Raw genomic sequence first — 25,525 nt, forward strand, 5'->3', positions numbered from 1 at the left:
TTATGGAATCTACTTCCCAATCTTCGCCAGAGCATCAGTCTACTCTTCTAGATGATAAAGTTCCTTTTCATCGTAGAATCAGTTATGCGCTCACAGATACAGGCGGTAATTTGTTGTACAGCATTATAGGTGCCTACTTACTTTATTTCTATACCGATGTGTTTGGTTTATCTGTAGGCATAGCAGGAACATTATTATTAGTTACTCGGCTAGTCGATGCGGTAGATGCTCCGCTTTGGGGCATTATCGTAGACCGAACAAAATCCAAATATGGACAAAGTCGACCTTACTTTTTGTGGTTATGTTTCCCATTTGCTGTTTTTACCATATTGACGTTTACAACGCCTAATCTGGATGGAACATCGAAAGTGATCTATGCGGCAGTCACTTATATTTTAGCAGGGATAGCCTATACCGGAATTTCAACGCCGATCACTTCTATTTTACCTAACTTAAGTAGAAATCCAGATGAACGAGTTGTTTTGAATTCGTTTCGAATGGTGGGCGGAAATGTAGGTAACTTTGCAGCCGTAACATTTACTTTACCGTTAGTGGCTTTTTTCGGAGCAGGCAATGATCAGAAAGGCTTTTTTGGACGCTGTGTGTATTTGGAATCGTTTCTATTATTATGTTTTTGATCGCTTTTGCAGATCTCAAAGAAATCAATACAGAAAAAATCAAAACGATCCCTTTCAAATCAAGCTTTAAAGCAATGAAAGGCAACTGGCCATGGATTATTTTAGTGATTGCTAATCTATTGTTCTGGATTGCATTAACGATTCGTACATCTACACTGGTTTATTATTTTGAATACAATATTGGTCATAAAGAGTTGGTTCCTTTAATCAACGGAATTTCGATTATTCAAGTGATTGGTATGATTATGATTCCGTTTATTGTAAAGGTTTCGAATAAATATTCAACGATGATTTTTGGATTTATATTAGCAGTCTGCGGACAAGTGGTTCTCTTTTTTGCAGGGGATCATATTAGCATATTGATTGTAGGCTGGATTGTAGCTTGTATAGGATCAGGAATTGCTTGTTCTATGCCGTTTGCTATGTTGTCAGACACAGTAGATTATGGCGAGTGGAAATCAGGTCTACGTGGAAGTGGCATATTGACAGCGATAGGTAGTGCTTTTTGTATCAAAGCTGGCTCAGGGCTAGGTGGATTTATTCCTACACAATTTATGTCCTCGTTTGGATATGTCCCGAATGTGGCTCAAAGTACACAATCATTATCCGGTATTCAGTTCGTCTTTATCTGGTTACCCGCTATCGTGTTTGCTTTAGGAATTATTCCAATGTTATTTTATAGACGTTTTGAAAAAAATGAAGGTTATATCCGCAGACAATTATTAATTAAAGAACATCATACTAATACGTAAATACAAAATGATGGATAGGTCGATCACTATCAATGATGTACAACATGAGAGGAGACATACGATGTCTTTACAATTAAAATCACTTACGATTACCGATCCATTCTGGTCTCATTATCGAGAACTTGTACGTACAGAAATGATTCCTTACCAATGGAATGTATTGAACGATAATGCGAATATTACGATTGAAAAAGAAAGAAACGATAATAGTATTCCTTCTGAAAAAAGTCATGCGATAGAGAATTTCAAAATTGCTGCTGGATTGAAGCAAGGTAATCATTATGGTTGGGTTTTCCAAGATAGTGATGTGTACAAATGGCTTGAAGCGGTTGCTTACTCATTATCGATTCATGCGGATACAGAGTTACAAGAATTAGCAGATGGCGTGATAGATCTGATTGCTCTAGCACAAGAGGAAGATGGATACCTCAATACGTATTTCTCAATCGAAGAACCAGAGCGTAGATTTAAAAAATTAGCAGAAAGTCATGAATTGTATTGTGCAGGTCATTTTATTGAAGCAGCTGTTGCTTATTATGAATCGACTCACAATGAAAAAGCATTAACGATCGCTTGTCGATTAGCAGACTGTATAGATGTTCATTTTGGCAAAGAAAAACATCAGATTCAAGGCTATGATGGTCATGAAGAAATAGAGCTAGCATTAACCAAACTGTATTCATTGACTGGAGAGCAACGTTATCTGGAGCTTAGCCGCTATTTTCTGTATGAGCGTGGAACAGATACAACATTTTTTGCCAGACAACAAGCAGCAGATAATGGTCACAAAGCTGTAATTGAAGGTATGAATCATCGTCCTCTGGAGTACTATCAAGCACATCAACCGATTTTAGAACAGCAAACCGCAGAAGGTCATGCCGTAAGATTAGTCTATATGTGTACTGCTATGGCAGATGTTGCCTTATTAGCAGGGGATACCGCGATGTTAGAAGCTTGTCGCCGTCTTTGGAAAAATATAATCAACAAGCGCATGTATATTACAGGAGGAATAGGATCAACAGTAGATGGAGAAGCATTTACACTCGATTATGATTTACCTAATGATACGATGTATTGTGAGACTTGTGCTTCGATCGGATTAATCTTTTTTGCCTTTAATATGCTCAAAAATGAAGCGAGATCTGAATATGCAGATGTGCTAGAACGTGCCTTATACAATACTGCTATTGGTGGTATGGCGCTGGATGGTAAGCATTTCTTTTATGTCAATCCGCTAGAAGTGCATCCAGAAAGTAGCCGTCATGATCCGGGGAAAAGTCATGTGAAATTTACAAGACCAGAATGGTTCGGTTGTGCTTGTTGTCCGCCGAATCTAGCTCGCTTATTAACATCACTTCACAAATATATTTATACTGTTCAAGCAGACACAAATACGATATACACTCATTTATTTATGACCCATACAACAGAGTTAGAGATCAATGATCATCCTGTGCAATTGGAGCAAATTACTAATTTGCCATGGGAAGGTGATATTTCTATAGTCACACAGATGAAGCAATCCACTTCGTTTACATTAGCCATTAGATTGCCATACTGGGCTGAACATTATTCTTTATTGTTAAATGGTAATCCTATAGATACAGACCCCATCAACGGATATATACACATTGATCGAATCTGGCATAGTAATGACAAGCTAGAATTGAAGTTACCGATGGAGATCAAAGAATATACCGCTCATCCATTAGTACGGGCGGATATAGGCAAAGTCGCTATAGGTCGAGGGCCATTTATGTATTGTGCAGAAGAGGTTGATAATGGAGAGCATTTGCATTTGGTTCAGTTAACGCAAGATCAGACATATGAGTATGAATTTGATGAACAATTATTAGGTGGAGTAGGCACGATTAAAGTAGAAGCTCGAAAAAGAAATATAGAACCAGAGTGGGAAGATGTATTGTATGCTTCTAAAGCTCCTCAAACGTATAAGTCTACAGCGTTACGTCTAATTCCTTATTACTGCTGGGCGAACCGACAAATAGGCGAAATGCGTGTATGGCTTAATAAAGCCTAATAAACATTCAGAAAGGAGAATACACAATGAAATCCAAAATGAAAATTGATCCCCAAAAATTTGCATATACTGTGATTTCAAGTTATTCATCAGATAAAGAGAATGCAGAAGCGATTGCCAAAGATCATCTGAGCGTATTTTTGAATGCTTATTTTGTAGCAGAAAAATTCAATATATTAGAATCTCAATTAGCAGAAAAAGCAGAAAGTAAAGATTTCAAAGCATTATTAGCTAAATTAATGGATACTAAGCTTTTTGGATAAGGTAGAACAAGATATTAGTTGAAAAAATATAATAGTAAGAGGAAATAAAAGGTATTCATTCTCTCAGATTAGGTTATGATGAAAGGGTAATTTAACTTATGAGAGAGGTGAGGTTATGGGTTGGATTGAGTCTGCGGCAATACGTGCGCGAGAAGAGAAAGTAGAGAAGGAAAAAGCTCATACCTATTCTTTAGAAATCCACGAACATTTTTTAGAACACTGCGAAGATTTATGGATGAAGTTTTCTACGATTTTAGAAGAGATCCAAGAAAATTTCAAAGAAGATTGTAGTGTTCAAAAAAAAGATGGAACTCAATTAGTCATTACAATCGCTCTCGTTGTTATTACGATCAATGCCGTGAAAAAAAATCTGACTGAGCACTATCATGGAGAAGCTTATATAGAATATAGTTGCTCACACAATCCAGGAAAACCTCAACTTGCTGTAGAATCATTATATTTAAATCCAATCGATCATCCTGTGTGGATGTATAAAATGGAGCAGAATGGAAAAGAAGTAGATGTTCCTTTTAGTGAGATCGAAGCTGAAGATGTTATTAAAACGGCTCTATGGAAATATATACAATAAATATATAATAGTAATAAACTACAAAAAAGACCACTATCGATTAAGATAGTGGTCTTTTCTTATGATACATATGATTTAGTGCAGATTACGGAACAAACCTACAACTTTACCCAAAATCGTAACATGCGTCAGACGTAGTGGCTGATACATAGGATTTTCAGGCTGTAAACGAATATGGTCTTTTTCTTTGTAAAAAGTTTTGACCGTTGCTTCATCGTCTTCTGTCATAGCGACAACAATATCGCCATTATCAGCGGTTTGTTGTTGACGTACGATCACGTAATCACCATTATAAATCCCTGCTTCAATCATACTGTCTCCAACTACAGAAAGCATAAATACTTGTCCTTCACCTGTAAAATTTTGTGGTAGAGGGAAGTAATCTTCAATATGTTCTGTAGCTGTAATCGGAACACCGGCGGTTACTTTTCCAATAATAGGAACACGAGATACCGTTTGAGCGAAAAGAATATTACTTTCAGACTCTTCTTGACCCAACAACTCGATGGCACGAGGTTTGGTCGGGTCGCGTCGAATCAGTCCTTTTTTCTCCAAACGATCCAGATGACCATGTACAGTAGAACTAGAAGCAAGACCTACAGCTTCACCAATTTCACGTACAGATGGCGGGTAACCTTTAAGTTTGACTTCATTTCGGATAAATTCCAAAATGGCCTGTTGGCGACTTGAAACTTTTGACATACCTTATCAACCCCAATGCTAGTAACGTTTGGCAAAATTATAACATAGAACTACCGTTCGTACAAACATAAGTTCTAAAATTTGTATATTTATTTGTTATTTGCTTATTTTCGTAGTCTATTCATCATCTAAATAGCATTATCTATAGTCCAAAAGTTGCGATAAAAAACACGAACGAAAGTTCGTAAAAAACTATTGAGTAAAACATATGTTCGTGTTATAGTGAATTTGAGAAAACAAGAACAAATGTTTGGAGCGTGATGACAATGTTAAAATATACTACATATCGTAGCATCCACAATCAGTCTGAAGAGGATGAACAACAGATTGATACATCAGGATCAGATATACATCATACATCAACAGGTTATTCGGAAAAACAAGCGCAACAAGAAGCTATTCATGCTACACGAGCGGACAAAGATGTAGTTGTGGATGAGTGGACTTACGTACCTACCGTACAGAAGATCCGCAAGCCAATTCAACCAAAAGGCAAAAAGACGTTACGTCAAAAAACACTTCATCTTATCCAAAGCACAGCGCAAAAAGTAAAATGGAAATCAGGCGGACGTTTGATGGTATGTTTTGTTTTTGCAGGCGTATTGTTATACGGTGGAGTCATTCATAATTTCGTAGTTGCAGACAAAGTAGAAGGCCCTACACAAAAAGTAGTGGTGCATGCAGGCGACAGTCTATGGAGTATTGCGAAAGAATACAAATCTGTACAGACAGATACACGAGATTATATTGCTCAGATTCGTAGTAAAAATCAATTGGATTCAAGCGAAATCCAAGCAGGAGATGTGTTGGTTATTCCTTACGATTAATACACTATACTGAACTGATATATATACCTGGCTTATGGATACATGTATCGCAGATAGTTTGTGTATGGGATAACGTCATCGGGTTATGAATATTGTGATCGAACGATCAATATCGTCAAAGTTTGTTGAGATCTATAGATCTTGACAAGCTTTTTTTTACATGTCAAAGTTAGTGGGGCAAAAAGCACACCGATCACATGGAGGTTAATTATGGATATTGATACACTGATTACACGCATCAATGAATTAGCTCGTAAAAAGAAAAGTTCAGGTCTTACAGCAGAAGAAACGATAGAACGTGATGAATTACGTGCTGTTTATTTGAATAATATTCGCAGTAATTTCCGTCAACAATTAGATACAATTGAATTTGTAGAAGATACTGAACCATCGGATAACACCAAAAATAGTCAGAAATAAGAACATATAATAGCTTCAATCTACAAAAGAAAAATGAACGATATTAAGGGTGCTCTAGCCGATCTGGAACAGAGCATCCTATTTTGCTATAGAAATTTGGGGCTTGTTCTGGCATGATAAGATAGAAGGAAGTCTTCTGCTTTTATTGTAAGGCTTACATTATCTATTAGGGGGAAACAAAGTATGTCCCGTTCCTGGGAAAGGCAAGTTCGACGTAACTCAAAGCAAGTCAATGCTACACGTAGAAAACAAGGTCAGACTTCTATCGGTGGCAAAACCAGTATTTCCGAATATACGGCATATAAAGGAAGAAATATTGTTTTTCCAGCTGCTCTAGTGATATTGGGAATTATTTATGCTGTTATGGGTATTATGTATCCAACAGCTGATGGATTTAGTGCGATCTTTATCATTACTGTCGCATTGTATATCTTACTGGGTGTTATGCTTTATTTCCGCAAACCGTACTTGAAAATTGGTAGAGATTCACTGATTACAACCAAATTTAATCGTGATCGCCTGATTTCTTCATCTCAAGTGAAAAGTATCCGTCTTCAAAAAGGATATGTTGTTATTGAACATAGCTCCAAAGGTGGAAGCTGGGTATTCTCTCGTACTCTAAACCGTTATGATACAGATGCAATGAGCGAGCATTTGCGTACATTTGCAGCACAACACAAAATTACGATTCAAGAAAAAGCGTAAGCTTTTTGGAGAATGATTGGCATATAGCATCTATATCTGAGCAAGCAATCTAGTCCTAGTATAGTCAAAGTAATCATTATCGTTGAGGAGGTACAGGCAGTGAGTATTGAAGCCGTGTTGTTTGATCTAGATGATACGTTATTATGGGATGAACGCAGTATAGAAGAAGCTTTTGCAGAGACTTGTCGTGTGGCTCAGGAAGCGACAGGGGTAGATCCTATCGCTTTGGAAGAAGCTGTACGTAGAGAAGCAAGAGCACTTTATGAATCCTATGAGACTTTTCCATTTACACAATGGATAGGAATTAATCCGTTTGAAGGCTTGTGGGCTCAATTTTCCGCAGGTGAACAACCAGAATTCCGTCAATTGCAAGCAATTGCACCGACTTATCGCAAAGAATCATGGCGTAACGGTCTAAGTGCAATGGGGATCGAAGATGAAGCTTTGGCACTACAACTGTCTGATCGATTCGTTCAAGAACGACGTAACCGTCCTCATATCTATGAAGAAACATTTCAGATTTTGGATGAATTACAAGGTAAAGTGAAGCTATTGTTACTGACCAACGGTTGCCCTGCTTTGCAACAAGAAAAGTTAGACGGTGTGCCCAAATTAGCTCCTTATTTTGATCAGGTGGTTGTATCGGGTGCATTTGGCAAAGGGAAACCGAATGCTGAGATCTTTGAGCATGCGCTTGGTTTGTTGGAAGTACAACCTGAGCATGCACTGATGATCGGGGATAAGCTTACTACAGATATCAAAGGCGCACTTGCAGCAGGTATTAAGTCTGTCTGGGTGAATCGTAATGGTAAAGTCAATGATAGTGAGATCAAGCCTGATTATGAAATTAAAAGCTTAACTGAGATCCATCAGATTACAGCTCAGTTGGTGTAATAGACTGATCGGTTACGTACTAATAGTATCAAACACATAACAAAAATCCCTTACCCGATCAAAGCGGTAAGGGATTTTGTATGTGTATACTTATGCTTTTTGGAAAGAGCTATCTTCAAACGGAACAGCAATCCAACCGTCTGTTTCGACAAACAAACGAACAGCTACAATTTTACGATTGTCAACAAGTGTAAAGAAGTGAGGTGTATTCTCAGGTACAGAAATAACATCGCCTGGTTCTAACTCAACATCGAAATATCCATGCTCAGGGCTTTTAATAATAAAAATACCGTTCCCCGATACGATCGCACGAATTTCATCTTCTGTATGTGTATGAATCTCTTCGAATTTAGCTAACTTCGCTTCAAGATCAGGTGTAGACTCAGATAATGTAATCACGTCCCAAGTACGGTAACCACGACGTGCTGAAAGGTCTTTGATTTCTTCAGCATACGTATCCAAAACCGCTTGTTTTTGCTCATCTGTTAAAGTGAAGTTATCTTGCAATTCAGGAGCTAATTTGGAAGCATCCCATTTTTCATATACCACTTCATGTTTGTTCAAAAACTCCAGAACCTTGTCATCTCCAGCAATTCGTTCGTTGGTATTTCTAATTCTGATTTCAGCCATCGGATTACCCTTCTTTCAATGTTTTTATGTTGTATTATAAAAGAAAAAGCATTTTTTGTCGATACTTTCATAGAAACTTCATCCTGTGTGTAGATAAAGTTGTTCCCTCTCATTATAAGCATACTATATCGATACATGACAAATAAGATTCTTTTCTAGTTAAAAGGTTTCTGTTAAACTAAAGCCTAACGTTTTGCGGGGAGGATCGAATAGATGAAGAAGCCTGACCTACAAGAAAGACTTGAACAGCGTATTCTGATTTTGGATGGCGCTATGGGTACTATGATTCAACAAAGAGATCTAACAGCTGATGATTTTGGGAGCGATGATCTGGACGGTTGTAATGAAATATTGGTTTTAACACGTCCCGATGTTATTCAAGAAATCCATGAACAATATTTAGCTGCAGGTGCAGATTTGATCGAAACGAATACATTTGGTGCAACATCAGTCGTTTTAGCTGAATATGATATTCAGGATCAAGCACGAGAATTGAATCTAGCAGCAGTAAAGCTTGCCAAAGCTGCTGTTGATAAATACAGCACTGCTGAACGCCCACGCTATGTTGTAGGCGCTATGGGACCCACTACCAAAACATTATCGGTTACTGGCGGAGTGACTTTTGATGAGCTGGTGGATAGTTATCAGGAACAGGCTGTTGCTTTGATAGAAGGCGGTTCAGATGTACTTCTATTAGAAACCTCGCAAGATACATTGAACGTGAAAGCAGGGAGTATCGGTATCCGTAATGCGTTTGAACAGACCGGTATTCATCTCCCTCTAATGATATCCGGTACAATTGAGCCCATGGGTACGACACTTGCCGGACAGAATATAGAATCTTTTTATATTTCTTTAGAACATTTGAATCCGATTTCAGTAGGGCTAAATTGTGCGACAGGGCCTGAATTTATGCGTGATCATATTCGTTCTTTATCTGAAATGGCAGGAGCCGCAGTAAGTTGTTATCCTAATGCAGGTTTGCCGGATGAAAATGGGAATTATCATGAATCTCCAGAATCACTAGGGCGCAAAATGGCAGCTTTTGCTGAACAAGGTTGGCTCAATATCGCAGGTGGCTGTTGCGGAACAACACCAGAACATATTCGAGTGATGGATGAGTTGTTGTCCCAGTATCCACCTCGTCCTATGATCGGCACACATCCGCCTGCTTTATCTGGAATCGAACCTGTCTATATTGAACAAGCTAATCGTCCTTATATGGTTGGTGAGCGTACCAATGTGCTGGGGTCACGTAAGTTCAAACGACTGATTGTAGAAGGCAAATACGAAGAAGCTTCTGAGATTGCTCGTGCTCAAGTTAAAAATGGTGCACAAGTGATAGATATTTGCGTACAGGATCCCGATCGAGATGAAACCTATGATATGGAGAAATTTTTAGATTTGGTTGTCAAAAAAGTAAAAGCTCCATTAATGATCGATACAACCGATGTTGCGGTGATTGATATTGCTCTTCGTTATTCGCAAGGTAAAGCGATTATCAATTCGATCAATTTAGAAGATGGTGAAGAAAAGTTCGAAGATGTTACACCACTGATTCATAAATACGGCGCTGCTGTAGTGGTAGGTACAATTGACGAACGAGGACAGGCAATAACCGCGCAAGATAAATTAGAAGTGGCTAAGCGTTCACAACAATTGCTTGTTGATAAATATGGGCTCAAAACAGAAGATTTGATTTTTGATCCGCTTGTTTTTCCAGTGGGTACAGGAGACGAACAATATATCGGCTCTGCCAAAGAAACTATCGACGGGATTCGCTTAATTAAGCAACAGGTTCCAGGCTGTCATACGATTCTAGGTATCAGTAATATCTCGTTCGGATTACCTGAAGCAGGACGAGAAGTATTGAACTCTGTATTTTTATATGAATGTACCAAAGCAGGATTAGACTATGCGATTGTGAATACGGAGAAATTAGAGCGGTATGCTTCTATTCCTGATCATGAGCGTCATCTTGCAGAAGAATTACTTTACAATACCAATGATGCAACACTGGCTGAATTTGTTGCTGCTTTTCGGAATAAGAAGGTAGAAAAGAAAGTTCTCGATTCTAATCTTACTGTTGAAGAACGATTGGCTTCTTATGTAGTTGAAGGAACCAAAGAAGGCTTACTTCCAGATTTGGAAAAGGCACTTCAAAAGTATTCCTCGTTAGAAGTTATCAATGGCCCGCTTATGGCTGGGATGGAAGAAGTCGGACGATTGTTCAATAACAATGAACTGATTGTAGCTGAAGTGTTGCAAAGTGCTGAAGTGATGAAAGCATCTGTTGCTTATTTAGAACAATTTATGGAGAAAAATGAATCGTCTGTAAAAGGTAAGATTTTGCTGGCAACTGTTAAAGGCGATGTACATGATATCGGTAAAAATTTAGTAGAGATCATTTTATCCAATAATGGTTATAAAATTATTAATCTAGGCATTAAAGTACCACCTGAACGTATTATCGAAGCATACCGTAATGAAAAAGCAGATGCTATCGGGCTATCAGGGCTATTGGTCAAATCAGCTCAACAAATGATCACCACAGCTCAAGATCTGCGAAGTGCAGGTATTGCGATTCCGATTCTAGTCGGTGGAGCTGCTTTAACTCGTAAATTTACCAAAAACCGTATACGACCTGAATATGATGGATTGGTATTATACGCCAAAGATGCAATGGATGGTCTTGATATAGCCAACCGTCTGATGAATCCTGAAAAACGGGCAGTGATCGAAGCTGAAGTTGCCGCTGAAAGTGAGATTGATACAGCAGTAGCGGTAGAAGTTGCGCCATTACCTGTACTGACTCGTGCGGTAAAATCAGATATTGATCCTAATGTACAGATCTATATTCCGCCTGATCTAGATCGTCATGTATTGCGTAATTATCCGCTTGGTCATATTTTGCCGTATGTGAATATGCAGATGCTTCTAGGACATCATTTAGGGCTTAAAGGTTCTGTAGAGCAATTGTTAGCGAAGGAAGATCCGAAAGCAGTACAGCTCAAATCGGTAGTAGACGAAACATTGCAAAAAGCATTGACCGAGCATATTATTCAGGCTCACGGTATGTATCGCTTTTTCCCTGCTCAATCCAGTGGAAATGATGTCATCGTCTATGATCCAGAAGATCACAGCCGAATCTTGCATACATTTACTTTCCCTCGCCAACAAGTCGAGCCTTATCTCTGTCTCGCTGACTTTTTGAAGTCTGTAGAAAGTGGTATGATGGATTATGTAGGATTTATGGTAGTCACTGCCGGTCAGGGGATTAGTGCACTTGCTTCAGAGTGGAAAGACAAAGGCGATTATCTACGTTCCCATGTTCTTCAGGCTGTAGCTCTAGAGACCGCAGAAGGACTTGCAGAACGTGTTCATCATATGATGCGTGATAGTTGGGGATTCTCTGATCCAGCCACCATGACGATGAAGCAACGCTTAGGCGCACGTTATCAAGGGATTCGGGTATCATTTGGTTATCCGGCTTGCCCTGATTTGGAAGATCAAGGTCCTTTATTTGCTTTATTAAAACCTGAAGATATCGGTGTTGAATTAACCGAAGGATTTATGATGGAGCCAGAAGCTTCAGTATCAGCGATGGTATTCAGCCATCCACAAGCTCGTTATTTTAATGTCGATAAGGCGTAACTATAGATTGAGTTGTATCATCTGTTATTATTGCAGAATCCTCCGACCCATCGGGGGATTTTTGTTACGGAACTTGGCGAACACAGAAGGAAGGTAGAGAGAGATGGAATTGTATTTTTTGGGAACCAATGCAGGGGTCCCTACACTTCAGCGTAATGTGACCTCTATTGGATTGCGAATGTATGAAGAACGCCGTGCCTTATGGTTATTTGATTGTGGAGAAGGTACTCAGCATCAAGTATTACGTTCTTTACTCAAATTAAGTAAATTAGAAAAGATTTTTGTTACTCATTTACATGGTGATCATTTATTCGGTCTTCCAGGATTATTATCCAGTCGTGCTTATCAAGGAGGAGTGACTCCACTGACAGTGTATGGTCCTGTAGGATTAGAACGATATATTCGTACCACACTCGAACTCAGTCAATCACGTATCGAATATGAGTTGAATATTGTGGAACACGAAGGCGGCGTAGTCTTTGAAGACGAAATGTTTCGCGTAGAGTCTGCATTATTAGAGCATCGTATTGATAGTTACGGGTATCGTATTATTGAAAAAGATCGCCCGGGACAATTGAATTTTGAAATATTAAAACATCATGGGATTAAGCCAGGACCTCTCTACGGGCAGTTGAAAAACGGAGGTAGTATCCAGTTAGCAGATGGACAAACATTACACTCTCATCAAGTCGTAGGTAAACCGAAAAAAGGAAAAATAATTACGATTCTAGGAGATACAAGACCTTGTCCTAATGTAAGTCTGCTGGCGCAAGATGCAGATGTATTGGTGCATGAAGCTACTTTCTTGCAAGATATGGAAGAAACTGCTCATAATTATTATCACAGTACTACATTACAAGCAGCACATGCAGCTAAAGAAGCGAATGCACACGAATTGATTTTGACTCATTTTAGTTCCCGTTATAAAGATCGTGAGCAGCTTGAGCCTTTGCTTCAAGAAGCCAAAAGTGTGTTTGAAAATACTTTGTTAGCAGAAGAACATGTACTATTTCCGATCACTTCTAAGTCGGTTTGAAGTATTTTTGTTGCGGCCATATAAGGATACCGTTTGCCTTATGCCGCAACTTTTTTTACAATGAAGATTGTGAGTGATAGAAAGGGTGTCTATATGACAACAAATCGTAAAGGATTGCTAATTGATCTGGATGGTACATTGTATCATGGTGATACCGTGATCGAAGGAGCAAGTGCTTGGATAGAAGATTTACAGTCGAAGCAGATTCCTTATTTATTTGTTACCAATAACTCTTCACGTACGCCGCAAGGAGTCGCAGATCATCTGACTCATCTAGGCATACCTGCTAGTGCTGAACAAGTATGTACTTCGGCTATGGCAGCGGCTCATTATATTGCAGAGCAGTCACCTGATTCCAGTGTATATGTCATTGGAGAAGATGGATTGAAGCAAGCCGTAACAGCACACGGATTACAATTAACAGAGGAACAACCGGATTATGTCCTTCAAGGGATCGATCGTCAATTTACATATGAAAAGCTGACCAAGGCATTACGCCTGATCGCAAGTGGAGCTCAGTTTATTCTGACGAACCCCGATCTTCAGCTTCCTTCACATGATGGTTTGTTGCCGGGAGCAGGTACGATTGGCGCATCCATTGCTGCCGCTACAGGTGTAGAACCTGTTGTGATAGGTAAACCATCAGCTATCTTGATGGAATATGCATTAGAACGCTTAGGACTACCTGCAAGCGATGCGATTGTAGTAGGTGATAATCTATTAACAGATATTGCTGCTGGTGCGGCAGCCGGTTGTGTAACAGTACTGGTCTTAAGCGGTATTACAACAACGGCGAATATGTCTATACATGAAGCCAAAGCAGGGGTCAAAGCAGATATCATATGTCAGAATCTTGCCGAAGTCAGTTCGGCACTTGGATTCCAGTCATTATCCCATTAATTGATATAGAGAGAGGAAGAATTCTTATGCCAGAATTGCCAGAATTAGAAAACTATAAAGTGCAATTAAGCAATTACATTTTAAATGTACCGATTACTCAAATTGAGGTTAAGCGTGCCAAAGCTGTTAATCTCGAATCCGAACAAGTAAATCGTCAAATCGTAGGCGAACGAATTGCTTTTATCGAACGTCGCGGCAAATATTTAAATTTGCATACCAACAATGGACAACGTCTGCTTTTAAGTATTGCAGCAGGTGGTTCTTTATTTTATGGCAAAACAAAAGACAATGCAGATCGTGTATCTGATGTTGAAATTCAATTCGAAGATCACAATTCTCTTTACTTTACCGGTGCACGTCAAGGGATGTTCTATGTGTATACTGCCAAAGAAGCAGGCGCTAAATTAAAAGATTTAGGTCCTGAAGCAACGGATCGCAAATTAACGGAAGAACAGTTCATCAAATTATATAAAGGTCGTCGCAGTTCTCTTAAAACGGCATTGACCAATCAAAATCTAGTAGCAGGTATTGGAAGCTACTACGCGGATGAGATCGCATTTACAGCTGGATTATTACCATCTGCCAAAGTACAAGAACTAGAAGATGAAGCATTATCTCGTCTTTATGTCGCTATGCAGACTGTACTAGAAGAAGCGATTCAAACAGGTGGACATCTTGCGGGTCAACCGTTAACAGTAACGGATTCGTTAACAGGTGGATTCCATGAACTTCGTCGTGTATATGAGCGTGAAGGTGAACCTTCTGTACGTTCTGCCAAAGACTTAATTGTCAAAACCGAAGTCTCAGGTAAAAAAGCATATTATTGTCCAGCTACACAATTTGAAAAATAAAATCAAGCCATAGGAACCGAGGAGGCAGTATTTATGATCAATCTTTATTTGGATGATTATCGTCCTTGCCCCAAAGGTTTTGCTCTAGCGAGAGACGGAGAAGAATGTCTGATGATGCTCAGAGAGAGCGAAGTCCATATTCTTTCGCTAGATCATGAGCTTGGTTTTGGGCAAATGGATGGAACAGATGTAGTCAAAGCGATGGTGCATGAAGGTCTATTTGCTAATGAAATTTATTTGCATACTTCAAGTATGTCGGGTCGTAAGCGAATGTATGAACTGTTGTATCAAGCAAAACCTGAACATGTGATCCTGCATGATGGTGCTATGCCTGCGGAACTTCTGAGTGATATCGCTAACCAAGCTTCACAAGGGCAAGGGTGATGGCTATGATCGAAGAACTGACAGAACAACAAGCGCTAGCTATGGCGATCACATCAGGACAAGCAGTAGCTATATATGCGTATACACCGCTTTGTGGTACTTGTAAAATGGGGCGACGGATGTTGGAAATTACGTTACCTCTTTTACCAGAACAAACGGTATATGCTTTAAATGTTAACTTTGCACCTACATTTGTACAAGCTTACGAAATTAGCAGTATACCGTGTCTGATTGTATTTGAAGCGTGGAGAGAAAAAACTCCACGTTTTTTATACCGTATGGAATCTGTTCCACGTATACTTGAACATATCCGTAGTGCAATCGCATAAATTATTGGAGGCTGAACATTAACTCATGAATGACCAAGAAAACAATACGAAAGAACAAGAGCAACAAAGCGATTCTCGCTGGATCGGAACAGCTAATCACGGTTTTGCTCCTTATGCACAAGAAGAATTAAAAAGAGCTTTCGGAGCTGTAAAAAGTTCTGTTTTAGTTTCTTCTGAAGTGCTTTTATTAACTTTACCTGTAGCTAGTGAGCAAGTGGTACAACGTTTATTAGCAGAACCGCCTATGTTCTTACGTCATATTCAACCGGTTCATTATGATCTGGTATTGGATCAGATCGATGCAGCGCAACATCCATTTGATGTATTAGCCGATTTACTATTGAAACGTGATGAATTGAAAGGTATTCGTCTAGCTGTGCATATTCGCAAAACAGCTGATGCTGCACCAGAAGAAAATGCGTCTGAATTACGTCATCTACTCGAACAACGTCTAATGGGCTTGCAGTCTGATTTTGCAGTACAGGATGCAGACAAAGTAGTCTCTGTATTTTGGACAGCAGAACGATTGTATGCAGGCATTTCGGTGCCAACAGATAATCTGTCGGATTGGAATGGTGGAGCTGTTCGTTTCCAACGAGAAGAAGGTCAGATTTCGCGTGCCAAATTCAAATTACTTGAAGCAGAACGTGTATTTGGAATCGACTTTACTGCGTTTCGTTCTGCGGTTGATGTAGGTGCTGCGCCGGGAGGCTGGACTTCTTTTCTACTGGACAAAGGATTGCAAGTGACAGCAGTAGATCCAGCTAAAATGGATCCTTCTCTACAAAATATTCCTAATCTTAAAGTAGTCAAAAAAAATGCAGCTGATGTCAAATTCAAACCGAATGAATTCGATCTACTGGTTTGTGATATGAGCTGGAGCCCTAAGTTAACAGCTAAATTGGTTATTGGTATGTTAGATGCTGTTGTGCCGGGCGGAACTGTGATTGTTACAGTGAAGTTAATGAACAAAAAGCCACTGGCTTTGATCAAAGAAGTCATCAGCACCTTTGAAGAAGCGCGTATGCAGGTTCAACGTGCGAAGCAATTATTTCATAACCGTGACGAGATTACGCTCTATATGGTCAAATACTGATAAAACAGGGTTGGTCAGATCATTGGATATATCAATATAAAGATCAATGTGGAGAAGGATGTGTACTTATGCAAAACGCAATTTATCGTTATTTACCGGATATGGAGCATTTTGTAGAACAGATTCGCGCGATTCCTGAAGCAGAAATTGATTTTAAACCAGCACCAGAAGCATGGAGCATTCATGAGATCGTTGTTCATCTATTTGATGTAGAAATTATGCTTCAATCCCGATTGAAATCAGTCTTGGCTGAAGAAAATCCTGTGATTAGAGCATTTGATCAAGATCTATGGGCACAAAATCTAAAGTATAGTTCACTTAATATGGAACATCACCTGCAAGCATTGATCGCAATGCGTAGGGCTTTTGCACCTGTTTTGGAGCAGATTCGTGATGAAGATTGGGAACGTACAGGTGAGCATACAGAAGATGGAACACTGTCTGCACGTATGATTGCAGAGAAACTTTGTGTATCTCATTTAGAATTGCATGTCAAACAAGTGCAACGTAATCGAGACGCTTATGCTGCTCAAAAATGATCATATTGAACTATGTAGGAAAATAGTCTTATAAAAAGTCTTTACAAATCCCGACTTTATCATTTATAATAAATTCAAATTGAAGTGCAACGGACAGGGAAAGCATCCCGTCCACTGAAACAACTAATCCTAACAGGGTTATTTTCAGTGTGGCGGAAGCTTTCCCTTTTTTGTTGCATTTTTTGATATGGAGACGATATGACTGAATAACAAACTGTAATCAAGGAGGTATATCTATGATTCATTCATCCAAATTAGCATATGGCATGGTACTAGGAGATCGCTATCGGATTGAGCAAAAGTTAGGCAGTGGTGGTATGAGTCATGTCTATCTAGCTCATGACTTGAAGTTACCTGGACGATCTTGGGCGATCAAAGAAAGTGTCTCTGCGCCATCACAATTTGTAAATGTAGCCGATGAAGCACAGATGTTAATTACATTGAGTCATCCTTCTTTACCAAGAATTGTAGATTTTTTTGAGCCTGATGCTGAAGGATTTACATACTTAGTTATGGATTATATTGAAGGTATTACATTGGATCAACAATTCAAAAAACATCCTGAATATATTACAGCATCTTTTATTATGCGCTGTGCAGATCAATTGTGCGAAGTACTAGAGTATTTACATGATCGTGAACCACCGATTGTTTTTCGAGATATGAAGCCTTCTAATGTGATGGTCACACCGATGCAAGATATGAGGTTGATCGATTTCGGAATTGCACGCAACTTTAAGCCAGAAGAAACAGAAGATACAGTGAAATTAGGAACGGTTGGATTCGCTGCACCCGAACAATATGGTAGTGGACAAACGGATAGTCGTTCTGATTTGTATGGATTAGGAGCATTAATTCTGTATCTAGCTACAGGAGGTCATTATAGCGAATGGATGCCCGGTATGGAGAAATTTATTCGTAGCGATCTTCCTCGTGGAATTATCCCTGTATTACGCAAAATGCTACAACAGCGTCCCATCGATCGTTTTCAAAATGCTACTGAAGCTCGTGAAGCAATACGAAGAGCGGTGCAAGAAAATACAGCGCCTATCTATCCGAATTCACTTTCTAGCGCTGTAAATATGCAACAAGCGACGATGGTAGTGGCTGTAATTGGCACAGCATCAGGTACAGGAACAACACATACAGCTATAGCAATCGCCCATTATCTTGCCCGTCATGGAGGCGGCGTTGCCCTAGCAGAAATGAATGGAGTACCTGGAACATTTGCAAGAATTCAATCGGTTGCAGGAGGAAGCTCCAACCCGCTTGATCGTAAATTTCAAATACAACATGTAGATTATTGGCGAGAATCAGCACGTGCAGAAGTAGTGAATTTATTGGGTGGAAGTTATCGCTTTCTCGTACTTGATCTCGGTTGCTACAAAGACAATGAGCGCTTAGAAGAGTTTTTAAGAGCCGATATTCCGATTGTAGTAGGATCGGGAGCTGAATGGCGTTATCAAGATATTTTGAAGTTTGCAGAACAATTGCAACGTCATCCGCAAAACAAATGGCATTATTGTTTACCTTTGGCTACACAAGAAGTGACACAGCGGATAAGCAAAGAGATGGAGACTCAGCAAGTCTATGCGTTACCATGGCAACCTGATCCTTTTGATCAACATGCGCAGATGGATACCGCTCTACAAACTATTTTCAATAGTATTATCCCAGCACCTATCAAAAGAAAAAAATTTCGCTTTAGTCTACGTTAAAAAGCAGAAATGAAGGAGATTATAACATTGTCTAAAATCAGACAACGCACCAAGCATTTAATATATGCAGGTTTATGCGGAGCAGGGGCGATTGGTCTTTGTTTTGCAGGGTATGTGATTTACTCTAGTATTCAGTTCAAACATGATCAGAATGAACTTAGAGCACGCTATGAACAGCAGATACGCACGTTAGAAGAAGGTACAGAACGTGTAACTGTATTTGTACCTTCACAAGAAGTAACAGCAGGCAAAGAAATCACTAAAAAAGATCTAGTTAGCATCAATTTGCCTAAGCAATCTTTGCCAGATCATCTCTTACCTACAGTCAATGAGTTAGTCGGTAAAACAACTAAAATTAATTTAACCCGTAATATGCCGATCACCACTTCGATGATCTATGAAGAACAGCCGACTACAGATGATATGCGTAATCGTGAACTAAACACCATCTTAATGCCTACAGATATCAAAAAGGGAGATACGATTGATATTAGGATTCAATTTCCTACCGGGCAAGATTATATTGTGTTAACCAAAAAGAAATTAAATAATTTAGATTATCCAACCATATGGACCACTTTAAAAGAAGACGAAATGTTAGCATTATCCAGTGCAACCGTAGATGCGTTATTGCATAAAGCATCATTATACGCTGTTAGTTATGTAGAACCAGAATTACAAAAAGAAGCTATTCCTACGTACCCTTCTAACGCTGAAGTATTAAATTTAATGAAAGCAGATCCTAATATCGTAGGCACAGCAGAACGTTATTTATTAGACAATGTACGGAAGCAATTAGAATTAGATCTTAAAGCTCTATCCGATGAACAACGACTCAATATTGCGCAGTCTGCTCAATCGGCAGCAGAATCCGCTGTATCTACAAGACAATCCTATAATCAGTCAGGTGGAGCAAGTTCATATAACAACAATTCTAATCAGGAAAATAATACATCTAACAACGAACAGACAACTACAGATAATAGTTCTACCAATACTGAGAATTCAATATATAAAAACAACGCATCTGAAGCCTTTACATCTCAATAGATCGAAAATAGAAACGATACCCTTTACCAAAAGAAAGGATTGAGCAGTTTGAAAACCTGGATATTTACAGGATTGTGCGATAAGCGAGATTTAATGTTATCCCTTTGTGCTTTGATGACCTCAGCCGGGCAAAAAGTATTATTAATCGATGCGACTTTAGAACATCGTTATCGCTACTACAGTGGCAATTCGGATTATAGACAGACCATTACTGAATTTGCCGGATTTGATTTAGCGACAGGGTTTGAAGCTTTTGAACATATTAATACACAGTTATCCCATACAGGTGAAGATTGTATGCACTACGATTATATTCTTTGTGATGTAGAACAGACTAATTTTTATAATCGTGAGCAATGGATTAGTGCCGAGGAACATGTCTGGGTAAGCGATTATGATCGACTGACAATCGACAAAAGTATTAACTGGTTCGAACAGTGGTATCAAAAGATGCAAGCTCAAGATAAAGCCACTTTTGTCCCTTCATTTCATTTAACGTTTATTCATACAATAGATTGTTCATTAGAATCGCAATATATCCGCAGTCATTTAGATCATTTACCGATTGCTTGGAATACAGAGATTGTTACTATTCCATGGACAGAATCGGATATGGCTCTAAAGTTAGAAAATGAATATGCAGAAAAGTTACGTATTCGTCCATTATCCCGTTTGTTCAAAAAAGGATTGTGTGAACTTACAGGTCAGATCAGCGGAATGGAAAATAAAGAAATTAAAAGAGCGCTTAAACAAGCAGAAAGGAAAAGAGCATGAGTACAGTAATGTTTTGGAGTCCGCAAGCAGGTCATGGTAAAACATCTTCACATACCGCATTAGTTACCTTGACAGCAGCACTACAATATCGCTTACGCATATTGGTCTGCCATAATCAAGCTCAAGGCGAAAGTATAGAGAGCGGATTAATGGCTCATGGTACTCTCGTATCTACTGCTTATCAGGAATCAGATATTGGTATTGATAGTGTGCGTCGATTGTTATCTTCACGCAAGCTGAACAAAAATAATATATCTGATTACACGATTCCATTATTAAAAGATCGATTAGACCTACTACCGGGTACAATGATTCAATCCAACCAGACAGTGACAGATAACGATTCCGATTGGCAGGATATTTTGAATATTGCGAATGAATATTATGATCTTGTGATTGTAGATATAGGTTCAGGTATGGATAAAGTGGAATTGTTGAAGTATGCAGATGGTGTAGTCGTCAATATGAGCCAGAATATCAATCATTTAGAATCCTTTTTTACTACTAGCAAGCAATGGGCATCGATTCATCAGCAACCATGGACAACAGTCTTAGGTGCTTATGATCCAGATTCTAAATGCACGATATCCAATATTCGTCGCAAATACAGTTTGAAGCAAAATATATTCGCTATTGAAAATGATGCTCAATTTAGAGATGCATGGAATGTACAGACACTGCTTCCTTTTGTTCGTCGGAATCTGGGAGTGGCTCAGCCGCGTAAATATGTGGAACTCTTTAAGCAAGCGACTATGTTAACAGAACATGTACTCGAACAGTTAAATGAAGGACATGATCATAAGCGGCTTGGAGAGGGGAAGCTTCATGCTATTTGAAAATGGAATCAATATGACTTTGATTATTATCGTTCTGCTGATTCTGGGTGTACTTTTGTTTGCACGTCATCGTCGTGCAGCTCTTGCAGGTAACGATATCGCTGTCAATCATAGTCAGGAGCATACATTGTCTGCATTGATTCAATATGTTAAAGATCAATTGCATGATATGAGCCATAGTCGTTTATCAGATTATGGTCTGAATGAAGAAGAGTATAGACGTAGAATTGCAAAGCGTACCGAATTACGTCAAGCGTTAAAAGGCTGTATTTCTGGAGATGTAATGGATAAGCGCTATGTCAAAGATTTTATTGCAGGTCTTTTACACAAAGGATACGGGCTAAATGAAACCAATATCAATCAGATTATTCCGTTTGATCAAGAAGAACGATTAACAACAGGTGAACAGTTCGATATTTTGTTATATCGCTATATTAGCGAATATGGACGTGATGGATTATCGATGCTGATTGATACATATGATCTAGCAGCGCCTAAATTAATCGAAACCGATGGAGATAGCTTATCTTATGCTATAACAGATCATGATATTCAGCAGATTTTTAGACAGGAATATCGTCCGTTAACTTTTGAAGAAAAGTTAGATATTGTAACGCAAAAAGTCTATCAGCATTATAAAGGATTTTCTGTTATTGATGAAATTAGAGATCAACGAGTGGATGGAGTAAGTGGCGGGGTCAGTGGTGTATTGGAAGACTCAGGACAACTGACACCACGGTATATGCCTAACCCTAAAGATGAAGTTGTTGAACCACCTGCTAAAGGATGGGAAAGCGTATGGCTATTTTATAAAGGTAAATCTATTCACTTATCTTTTCTAAGCTTTGGGTCTGTGCGCGAATTAAAACGGGTCTGTCAAAATATCTATAAATACAATCATCCAGGGCAATTGTCTGAAGCTAATGGATACAAAGTAAATGAAATGAAAGATGGTTCACGGATCGTCGTTGTACGTCCTCCTTTTGCAGAATCATGGGCATTTTTTGTACGTAAATTTGACGTGCAAAATGCTACCTTAGAACAATTGATTCGTGGCGATCAATCAGCAATGGTGATTGAAATGCTTGTTTACTTGATGAAAGGAGCACGCATCACATCGATAACAGGTGCTCAAGGTTCTGGTAAAACAACATTGTTGATGGCACTGGTGAAGCATATCTACGCTTCGTATACATTGCGTGTGCAAGAAATGGCGTCAGAACTTCATTTGCGTGAAATCTATAGTCGACGTAATATTTTGAGCTTCCGTGAAACTGAAAATGTATCCGGTCAACAAGGTCTAGATGTGCAGAAAAAAACCGATGGAACAGTTAATATTCTGGGAGAAGTTGCTACTGATGAAGTCGCTGCATGGATGATTCAGATGGCACAGGTAGCTAGCTTATTCACTATTTTTACTCATCATGCCAAAACATTTCGTGATCTGATCTATTCGCTTCGTAACTCATTGCTCAAAACCGGGGTTTTCCAAAATGAAGTGATTGCTGAAGAACAAGTCGTTAGTGTCATTAACTTTGATATTCATTTGAAAAGAGATGCAGAAGGACAACGTTATATTGAACGTATCACTGAATGTGTACCTGTAGCAGATCTAAGTGAAGAAGAAGATCATAACCAGCGTTATACGTTTATTGCACGTAATATTATTGAATACCATGATGGTGTATATGTAGCTGTTCATCCGTTATCTACAAAAAATAAGATCGAAATGCAAGAGCAAATGACAACGCAAGATCGTGTTTCGTTTGAACGTTTTGTACATACGTATTGGGGGCAAGCGGTATGAGTATCAAGCATTTGCTTATCGCTGTATTGATTATATGTGCAGTTGGAATGGCAGTTGTTATCATACTTTACCGGATACAGCATAATCGTAGTCGTCATTTAACAGCAATGATGCCTTCTGAGAAAAATCATGATCTGCGCAAAAGATGGCAAGCATGGCATTATCAGACGCTACAGCAATCGTATATGGTAGCAATGAAAGTTCCATTATTAGGAAGTTATGTGCTTCGGATTCGCAAACGGCTTACCAGTATTCATGCTTATGAAGAATGGGAATTACGTCGTCGTACGATGGCAGTAACATGGATGATTATAGGTATACTAGGTGGATCGATAGTGATCCTTATGATCCGTAATCCTGACCCTTTGTTTTTTATTATGCTTTGTATTGCTGCTGTAGTACTCAATAGCATGTTTATCGAAGCCTATGCAGGTCGATTAGAACGAAGACTGCTGCGTCAAATGGTCGATTTGCTAGCAGATGTCAGACATCATTATCACCGTCATGGAATGGTGGATGAATCTCTATATGAAGCGTCAGAATATGCCGCTCCTGAGATTGCGCTCCATGCGAACTTGATCGTAGAAGCATTAACCGACCAACATCCAGAAGAACGATTAGAACAGTATTATGAGACAGCTCCTAACCGCTTTCTGAAGGCTTTTGCCGGTATATCCGGTATGGTGATGGAATATGGGGATAAAGTAAGACAAGATGGTTCTATGTATCTTAGAGGACTCAGTAATCTGACTAAAGAGATTCATTTAGAGATTTTACGAAGAGATAAGCTGGATTATCTGCTTAAAAGTCTAAACATTATTGTGCTTGTGCCGATCTTTTTTACCAATCCAATAGAACAATGGGCACGTAGTAATTTTCCAGCAATGGATGATTTTTATACCAGTAAATTAGGATTTATCGCACGTATTTTTATTTTCATCTTGATTCTCATTAGTTATCTGTTACTTCAAAAATTACAAACTTACGATGAGACAACGTATCGAGCAGGGAAAGATTATCGTTCCTGGGAACAAGCATTGTTGAAATGGAAATGGTTTAGCAAAATTGTTTTTCTAGCATCGGCAGGAGAAAATCCACTTCATAAGTATCGGTTAGACAAATTATTGAATGATGTAAATGCCAGAATTACAGTGGAGTGGTTACAAGTACGCAGATTAGTACTTTGCATCTTATGTTTCGTCGTTACTTTATCAGCAGGAATGATTCTACATCATCAATCCAAAGAAATGATTCTATATGCACCTGTCAAAAACGATATGTTATTTGGCTCTATGTCTATAGATGAACAAAAAAACGCGCAGGAATTAGCTGACTTGGATCGTCAAATTATGCTTTCTGTCGGATTGTCTAGTCAAGTGACTTATGAGCAGATTGCAATACAGGTGAACAACTCTGGCAAGTTTCGAGATCAAGAGCAGATCAATACCACAACGGATCGCATTTTGCTCAAGCTCAAAGCATATGATAGTGAATATTTTCGCTGGTGGGAGTTGCTGATCGCCCTTATGATGGCTTTGATTGCTTATCAAGTCCCTGTATGGATGCTTTATTTCCAGAAAAAAGCACGAAGTATGGATATGAAGCACGAAGTATATCAATTTCATACCGTGATCTCCATGCTCAGTGGAATGGATCGTATGTCTGTCGAAGTGATTTTGGAATGGATGAATCGGTTCGCCGTTATCTTCAAATTACCGTTACAGAAATGTTTACTTCATTATGAACATGGACCTGAAGATGCATTGGAACAGCTCAAAGATGAAGTTTCTTTTCCTGAATTCGGTAAGCTAGTCGACAAACTTCATCTAGCCGTAGATAAAATTCCGATTCCACAAGCATTTGATGATCTGGAAAGTGATATGTCTTATTACTTTGAACAGCGTCGTCAAGAATATGAAAAAATGATCGAAACGAAAGCAACATGGGGAAAAATGATTGGCTTTACGCCTATGTATGCTTTGATATTCCTTTATCTGGTATTGCCGTTAATCGGTATGAGCTTTAGCCAGATGGAAGTGTATTATGACCAGATTCAAAAAATATAGCTATTCATAAACTATCAACGTATAAAC

23 protein-coding genes and 1 pseudogene are annotated in these 25,525 nt (G+C 38.9%); 22 read left to right on the forward strand and 2 right to left on the reverse strand.

Features of this window, described 5'->3' with window-relative positions:
* Positions 1 to 2: 2 nt before the first annotated feature.
* From RCP16_RS06010 to RCP16_RS06025, 4 genes and pseudogenes are all read left to right on the forward strand, one after another.
* Positions 3 to 1,390: pseudogene (locus RCP16_RS06010) on the forward strand (glycoside-pentoside-hexuronide (GPH):cation symporter).
* A 61-nt stretch (positions 1,391 to 1,451) separates the two neighbouring features.
* Positions 1,452 to 3,428: a glycoside hydrolase family 127 protein gene (locus tag RCP16_RS06015; RefSeq protein WP_308641884.1), complete on the forward strand. Its 1,977-nt coding sequence runs from the start codon at positions 1,452 to 1,454 to the stop codon at positions 3,426 to 3,428.
* Between the two features lie 26 nt (positions 3,429 to 3,454).
* Entirely contained in the window at positions 3,455 to 3,691 is a 237-nt protein-coding gene (locus RCP16_RS06020; protein ID WP_069325999.1) for a hypothetical protein, read from the forward strand.
* A 115-nt stretch (positions 3,692 to 3,806) separates the two neighbouring features.
* Positions 3,807 to 4,280 (forward strand): hypothetical protein, encoded by a 474-nt coding sequence (locus RCP16_RS06025; RefSeq protein WP_137221530.1) that lies wholly within the window; start codon positions 3,807 to 3,809, stop codon positions 4,278 to 4,280.
* A 75-nt stretch (positions 4,281 to 4,355) separates the two neighbouring features.
* Here RCP16_RS06025 and lexA read toward each other — a convergent pair whose 3' ends face one another.
* Entirely contained in the window at positions 4,356 to 4,982 is a 627-nt protein-coding gene (gene lexA / locus RCP16_RS06030; RefSeq protein WP_069325997.1) for a transcriptional repressor LexA, read from the reverse strand.
* Between the two features lie 266 nt (positions 4,983 to 5,248).
* Here lexA and yneA point away from each other — a divergent pair, with 266 nt between their 5' ends.
* From yneA to RCP16_RS06050, 4 genes are all read left to right on the forward strand, one after another.
* Entirely contained in the window at positions 5,249 to 5,809 is a 561-nt protein-coding gene (gene yneA / locus RCP16_RS06035) for a cell division suppressor protein YneA (protein WP_308641885.1), read from the forward strand.
* 210 nt (positions 5,810 to 6,019) lie between these two features.
* The gene (locus RCP16_RS06040) at positions 6,020 to 6,229 is read left to right on the forward strand and encodes a DUF896 domain-containing protein (protein ID WP_069325995.1); all 210 of its coding nucleotides are present in this window, start codon (positions 6,020 to 6,022) and stop codon (positions 6,227 to 6,229) included.
* A 183-nt stretch (positions 6,230 to 6,412) separates the two neighbouring features.
* Positions 6,413 to 6,934 carry a hypothetical protein gene (locus tag RCP16_RS06045; RefSeq protein ID WP_069325994.1) on the forward strand — a complete coding sequence of 174 codons (522 nt, stop codon included), beginning with the start codon at positions 6,413 to 6,415 and terminating at the stop codon, positions 6,932 to 6,934.
* A 99-nt stretch (positions 6,935 to 7,033) separates the two neighbouring features.
* A complete protein-coding gene (locus RCP16_RS06050) occupies positions 7,034 to 7,828 on the forward strand; it encodes an HAD family hydrolase (protein ID WP_069325993.1) in 795 nt (264 codons plus the stop codon).
* Between the two features lie 90 nt (positions 7,829 to 7,918).
* Here RCP16_RS06050 and mtnD read toward each other — a convergent pair whose 3' ends face one another.
* Positions 7,919 to 8,458, reverse strand: coding sequence for an acireductone dioxygenase (gene mtnD, locus RCP16_RS06055; protein WP_069325992.1), 540 nt, complete (start codon positions 8,456 to 8,458; stop codon positions 7,919 to 7,921).
* A gap of 213 nt (positions 8,459 to 8,671) precedes the next feature.
* On the opposite strand from mtnD, the gene metH reads away from it, so the two are divergent.
* The 14 genes from metH (at position 8,672) to RCP16_RS06125 (ending at position 25,498) form a co-directional block, all read left to right on the forward strand.
* Positions 8,672 to 12,112, forward strand: coding sequence for a methionine synthase (gene metH / locus RCP16_RS06060; RefSeq protein WP_308641886.1), 3,441 nt, complete (start codon positions 8,672 to 8,674; stop codon positions 12,110 to 12,112).
* 103 nt (positions 12,113 to 12,215) lie between these two features.
* On the forward strand, positions 12,216 to 13,148 hold the full coding sequence (gene rnz, locus RCP16_RS06065) for a ribonuclease Z (protein ID WP_308641887.1): 933 nt from the start codon (positions 12,216 to 12,218) through the stop codon (positions 13,146 to 13,148).
* 93 nt (positions 13,149 to 13,241) lie between these two features.
* Positions 13,242 to 14,048, forward strand: a complete 807-nt coding sequence (gene nucF / locus RCP16_RS06070; protein WP_308642451.1) for a 5' nucleotidase NucF — start codon at positions 13,242 to 13,244, stop codon at positions 14,046 to 14,048.
* A gap of 26 nt (positions 14,049 to 14,074) precedes the next feature.
* On the forward strand, positions 14,075 to 14,899 hold the full coding sequence (locus tag RCP16_RS06075; RefSeq protein WP_069325988.1) for an Fpg/Nei family DNA glycosylase: 825 nt from the start codon (positions 14,075 to 14,077) through the stop codon (positions 14,897 to 14,899).
* A gap of 33 nt (positions 14,900 to 14,932) precedes the next feature.
* Positions 14,933 to 15,283: a cyclic-phosphate processing receiver domain-containing protein gene (locus RCP16_RS06080; protein ID WP_069325987.1), complete on the forward strand. Its 351-nt coding sequence runs from the start codon at positions 14,933 to 14,935 to the stop codon at positions 15,281 to 15,283.
* Positions 15,283 to 15,612, forward strand: coding sequence for a thioredoxin family protein (locus RCP16_RS06085; protein WP_308641888.1), 330 nt, complete (start codon positions 15,283 to 15,285; stop codon positions 15,610 to 15,612). The genes RCP16_RS06080 and RCP16_RS06085 overlap by 1 nt, the downstream gene beginning before the upstream one ends.
* A gap of 25 nt (positions 15,613 to 15,637) precedes the next feature.
* Complete coding sequence (locus tag RCP16_RS06090; protein WP_308641889.1) at positions 15,638 to 16,708, forward strand: SAM-dependent methyltransferase; 1,071 nt, start codon at positions 15,638 to 15,640, stop codon at positions 16,706 to 16,708.
* A 68-nt stretch (positions 16,709 to 16,776) separates the two neighbouring features.
* Entirely contained in the window at positions 16,777 to 17,247 is a 471-nt protein-coding gene (locus tag RCP16_RS06095) for a DinB family protein (protein ID WP_137221545.1), read from the forward strand.
* 236 nt (positions 17,248 to 17,483) lie between these two features.
* Positions 17,484 to 18,965, forward strand: a complete 1,482-nt coding sequence (locus tag RCP16_RS06100) for a serine/threonine protein kinase (protein ID WP_308641890.1) — start codon at positions 17,484 to 17,486, stop codon at positions 18,963 to 18,965.
* A 27-nt stretch (positions 18,966 to 18,992) separates the two neighbouring features.
* Entirely contained in the window at positions 18,993 to 20,015 is a 1,023-nt protein-coding gene (locus tag RCP16_RS06105) for an SAF domain-containing protein (RefSeq protein WP_161594214.1), read from the forward strand.
* A gap of 48 nt (positions 20,016 to 20,063) precedes the next feature.
* Entirely contained in the window at positions 20,064 to 20,789 is a 726-nt protein-coding gene (locus RCP16_RS06110; RefSeq protein WP_308641891.1) for a hypothetical protein, read from the forward strand.
* Complete coding sequence (locus tag RCP16_RS06115) at positions 20,786 to 21,625, forward strand: hypothetical protein (protein ID WP_308641892.1); 840 nt, start codon at positions 20,786 to 20,788, stop codon at positions 21,623 to 21,625. Before RCP16_RS06110 ends, RCP16_RS06115 begins: the two co-directional genes overlap by 4 nt.
* Entirely contained in the window at positions 21,615 to 23,432 is a 1,818-nt protein-coding gene (locus RCP16_RS06120) for a P-loop NTPase family protein (protein WP_308641893.1), read from the forward strand. Before RCP16_RS06115 ends, RCP16_RS06120 begins: the two co-directional genes overlap by 11 nt.
* Entirely contained in the window at positions 23,429 to 25,498 is a 2,070-nt protein-coding gene (locus RCP16_RS06125) for a hypothetical protein (RefSeq protein ID WP_308641894.1), read from the forward strand. The genes RCP16_RS06120 and RCP16_RS06125 overlap by 4 nt, the downstream gene beginning before the upstream one ends.
* The last annotated feature ends 27 nt before the right edge of the window (positions 25,499 to 25,525 follow it).

It is taken from the genome of Paenibacillus nuruki, assembly GCF_963311185.1.
In the GTDB taxonomy this organism is placed as follows: domain Bacteria; phylum Bacillota; class Bacilli; order Paenibacillales; family Paenibacillaceae; genus Saccharibacillus; species Saccharibacillus nuruki.

Coding starts and splice junctions, on each gene's coding strand:
- RCP16_RS06015 (WP_308641884.1), top strand. CDS start 1,452: ATGTCTTTACAATTAAAATCACTTACGATTACCGATCCATTCTGGTCT.
- RCP16_RS06020 (WP_069325999.1), top strand. CDS start 3,455: ATGAAATCCAAAATGAAAATTGATCCCCAAAAATTTGCATATACTGTG.
- RCP16_RS06025 (WP_137221530.1), top strand. CDS start 3,807: ATGGGTTGGATTGAGTCTGCGGCAATACGTGCGCGAGAAGAGAAAGTA.
- lexA (WP_069325997.1), bottom strand. CDS start 4,982: ATGTCAAAAGTTTCAAGTCGCCAACAGGCCATTTTGGAATTTATCCGA.
- yneA (WP_308641885.1), top strand. CDS start 5,249: ATGTTAAAATATACTACATATCGTAGCATCCACAATCAGTCTGAAGAG.
- RCP16_RS06040 (WP_069325995.1), top strand. CDS start 6,020: ATGGATATTGATACACTGATTACACGCATCAATGAATTAGCTCGTAAA.
- RCP16_RS06045 (WP_069325994.1), top strand. CDS start 6,413: ATGTCCCGTTCCTGGGAAAGGCAAGTTCGACGTAACTCAAAGCAAGTC.
- mtnD (WP_069325992.1), bottom strand. CDS start 8,458: ATGGCTGAAATCAGAATTAGAAATACCAACGAACGAATTGCTGGAGAT.
- metH (WP_308641886.1), top strand. CDS start 8,672: ATGAAGAAGCCTGACCTACAAGAAAGACTTGAACAGCGTATTCTGATT.
- rnz (WP_308641887.1), top strand. CDS start 12,216: ATGGAATTGTATTTTTTGGGAACCAATGCAGGGGTCCCTACACTTCAG.
- nucF (WP_308642451.1), top strand. CDS start 13,242: ATGACAACAAATCGTAAAGGATTGCTAATTGATCTGGATGGTACATTG.
- RCP16_RS06075 (WP_069325988.1), top strand. CDS start 14,075: ATGCCAGAATTGCCAGAATTAGAAAACTATAAAGTGCAATTAAGCAAT.
- RCP16_RS06080 (WP_069325987.1), top strand. CDS start 14,933: ATGATCAATCTTTATTTGGATGATTATCGTCCTTGCCCCAAAGGTTTT.
- RCP16_RS06085 (WP_308641888.1), top strand. CDS start 15,283: ATGGCTATGATCGAAGAACTGACAGAACAACAAGCGCTAGCTATGGCG.
- RCP16_RS06090 (WP_308641889.1), top strand. CDS start 15,638: ATGAATGACCAAGAAAACAATACGAAAGAACAAGAGCAACAAAGCGAT.
- RCP16_RS06095 (WP_137221545.1), top strand. CDS start 16,777: ATGCAAAACGCAATTTATCGTTATTTACCGGATATGGAGCATTTTGTA.
- RCP16_RS06100 (WP_308641890.1), top strand. CDS start 17,484: ATGATTCATTCATCCAAATTAGCATATGGCATGGTACTAGGAGATCGC.
- RCP16_RS06115 (WP_308641892.1), top strand. CDS start 20,786: ATGAGTACAGTAATGTTTTGGAGTCCGCAAGCAGGTCATGGTAAAACA.
- RCP16_RS06120 (WP_308641893.1), top strand. CDS start 21,615: ATGCTATTTGAAAATGGAATCAATATGACTTTGATTATTATCGTTCTG.
- RCP16_RS06125 (WP_308641894.1), top strand. CDS start 23,429: ATGAGTATCAAGCATTTGCTTATCGCTGTATTGATTATATGTGCAGTT.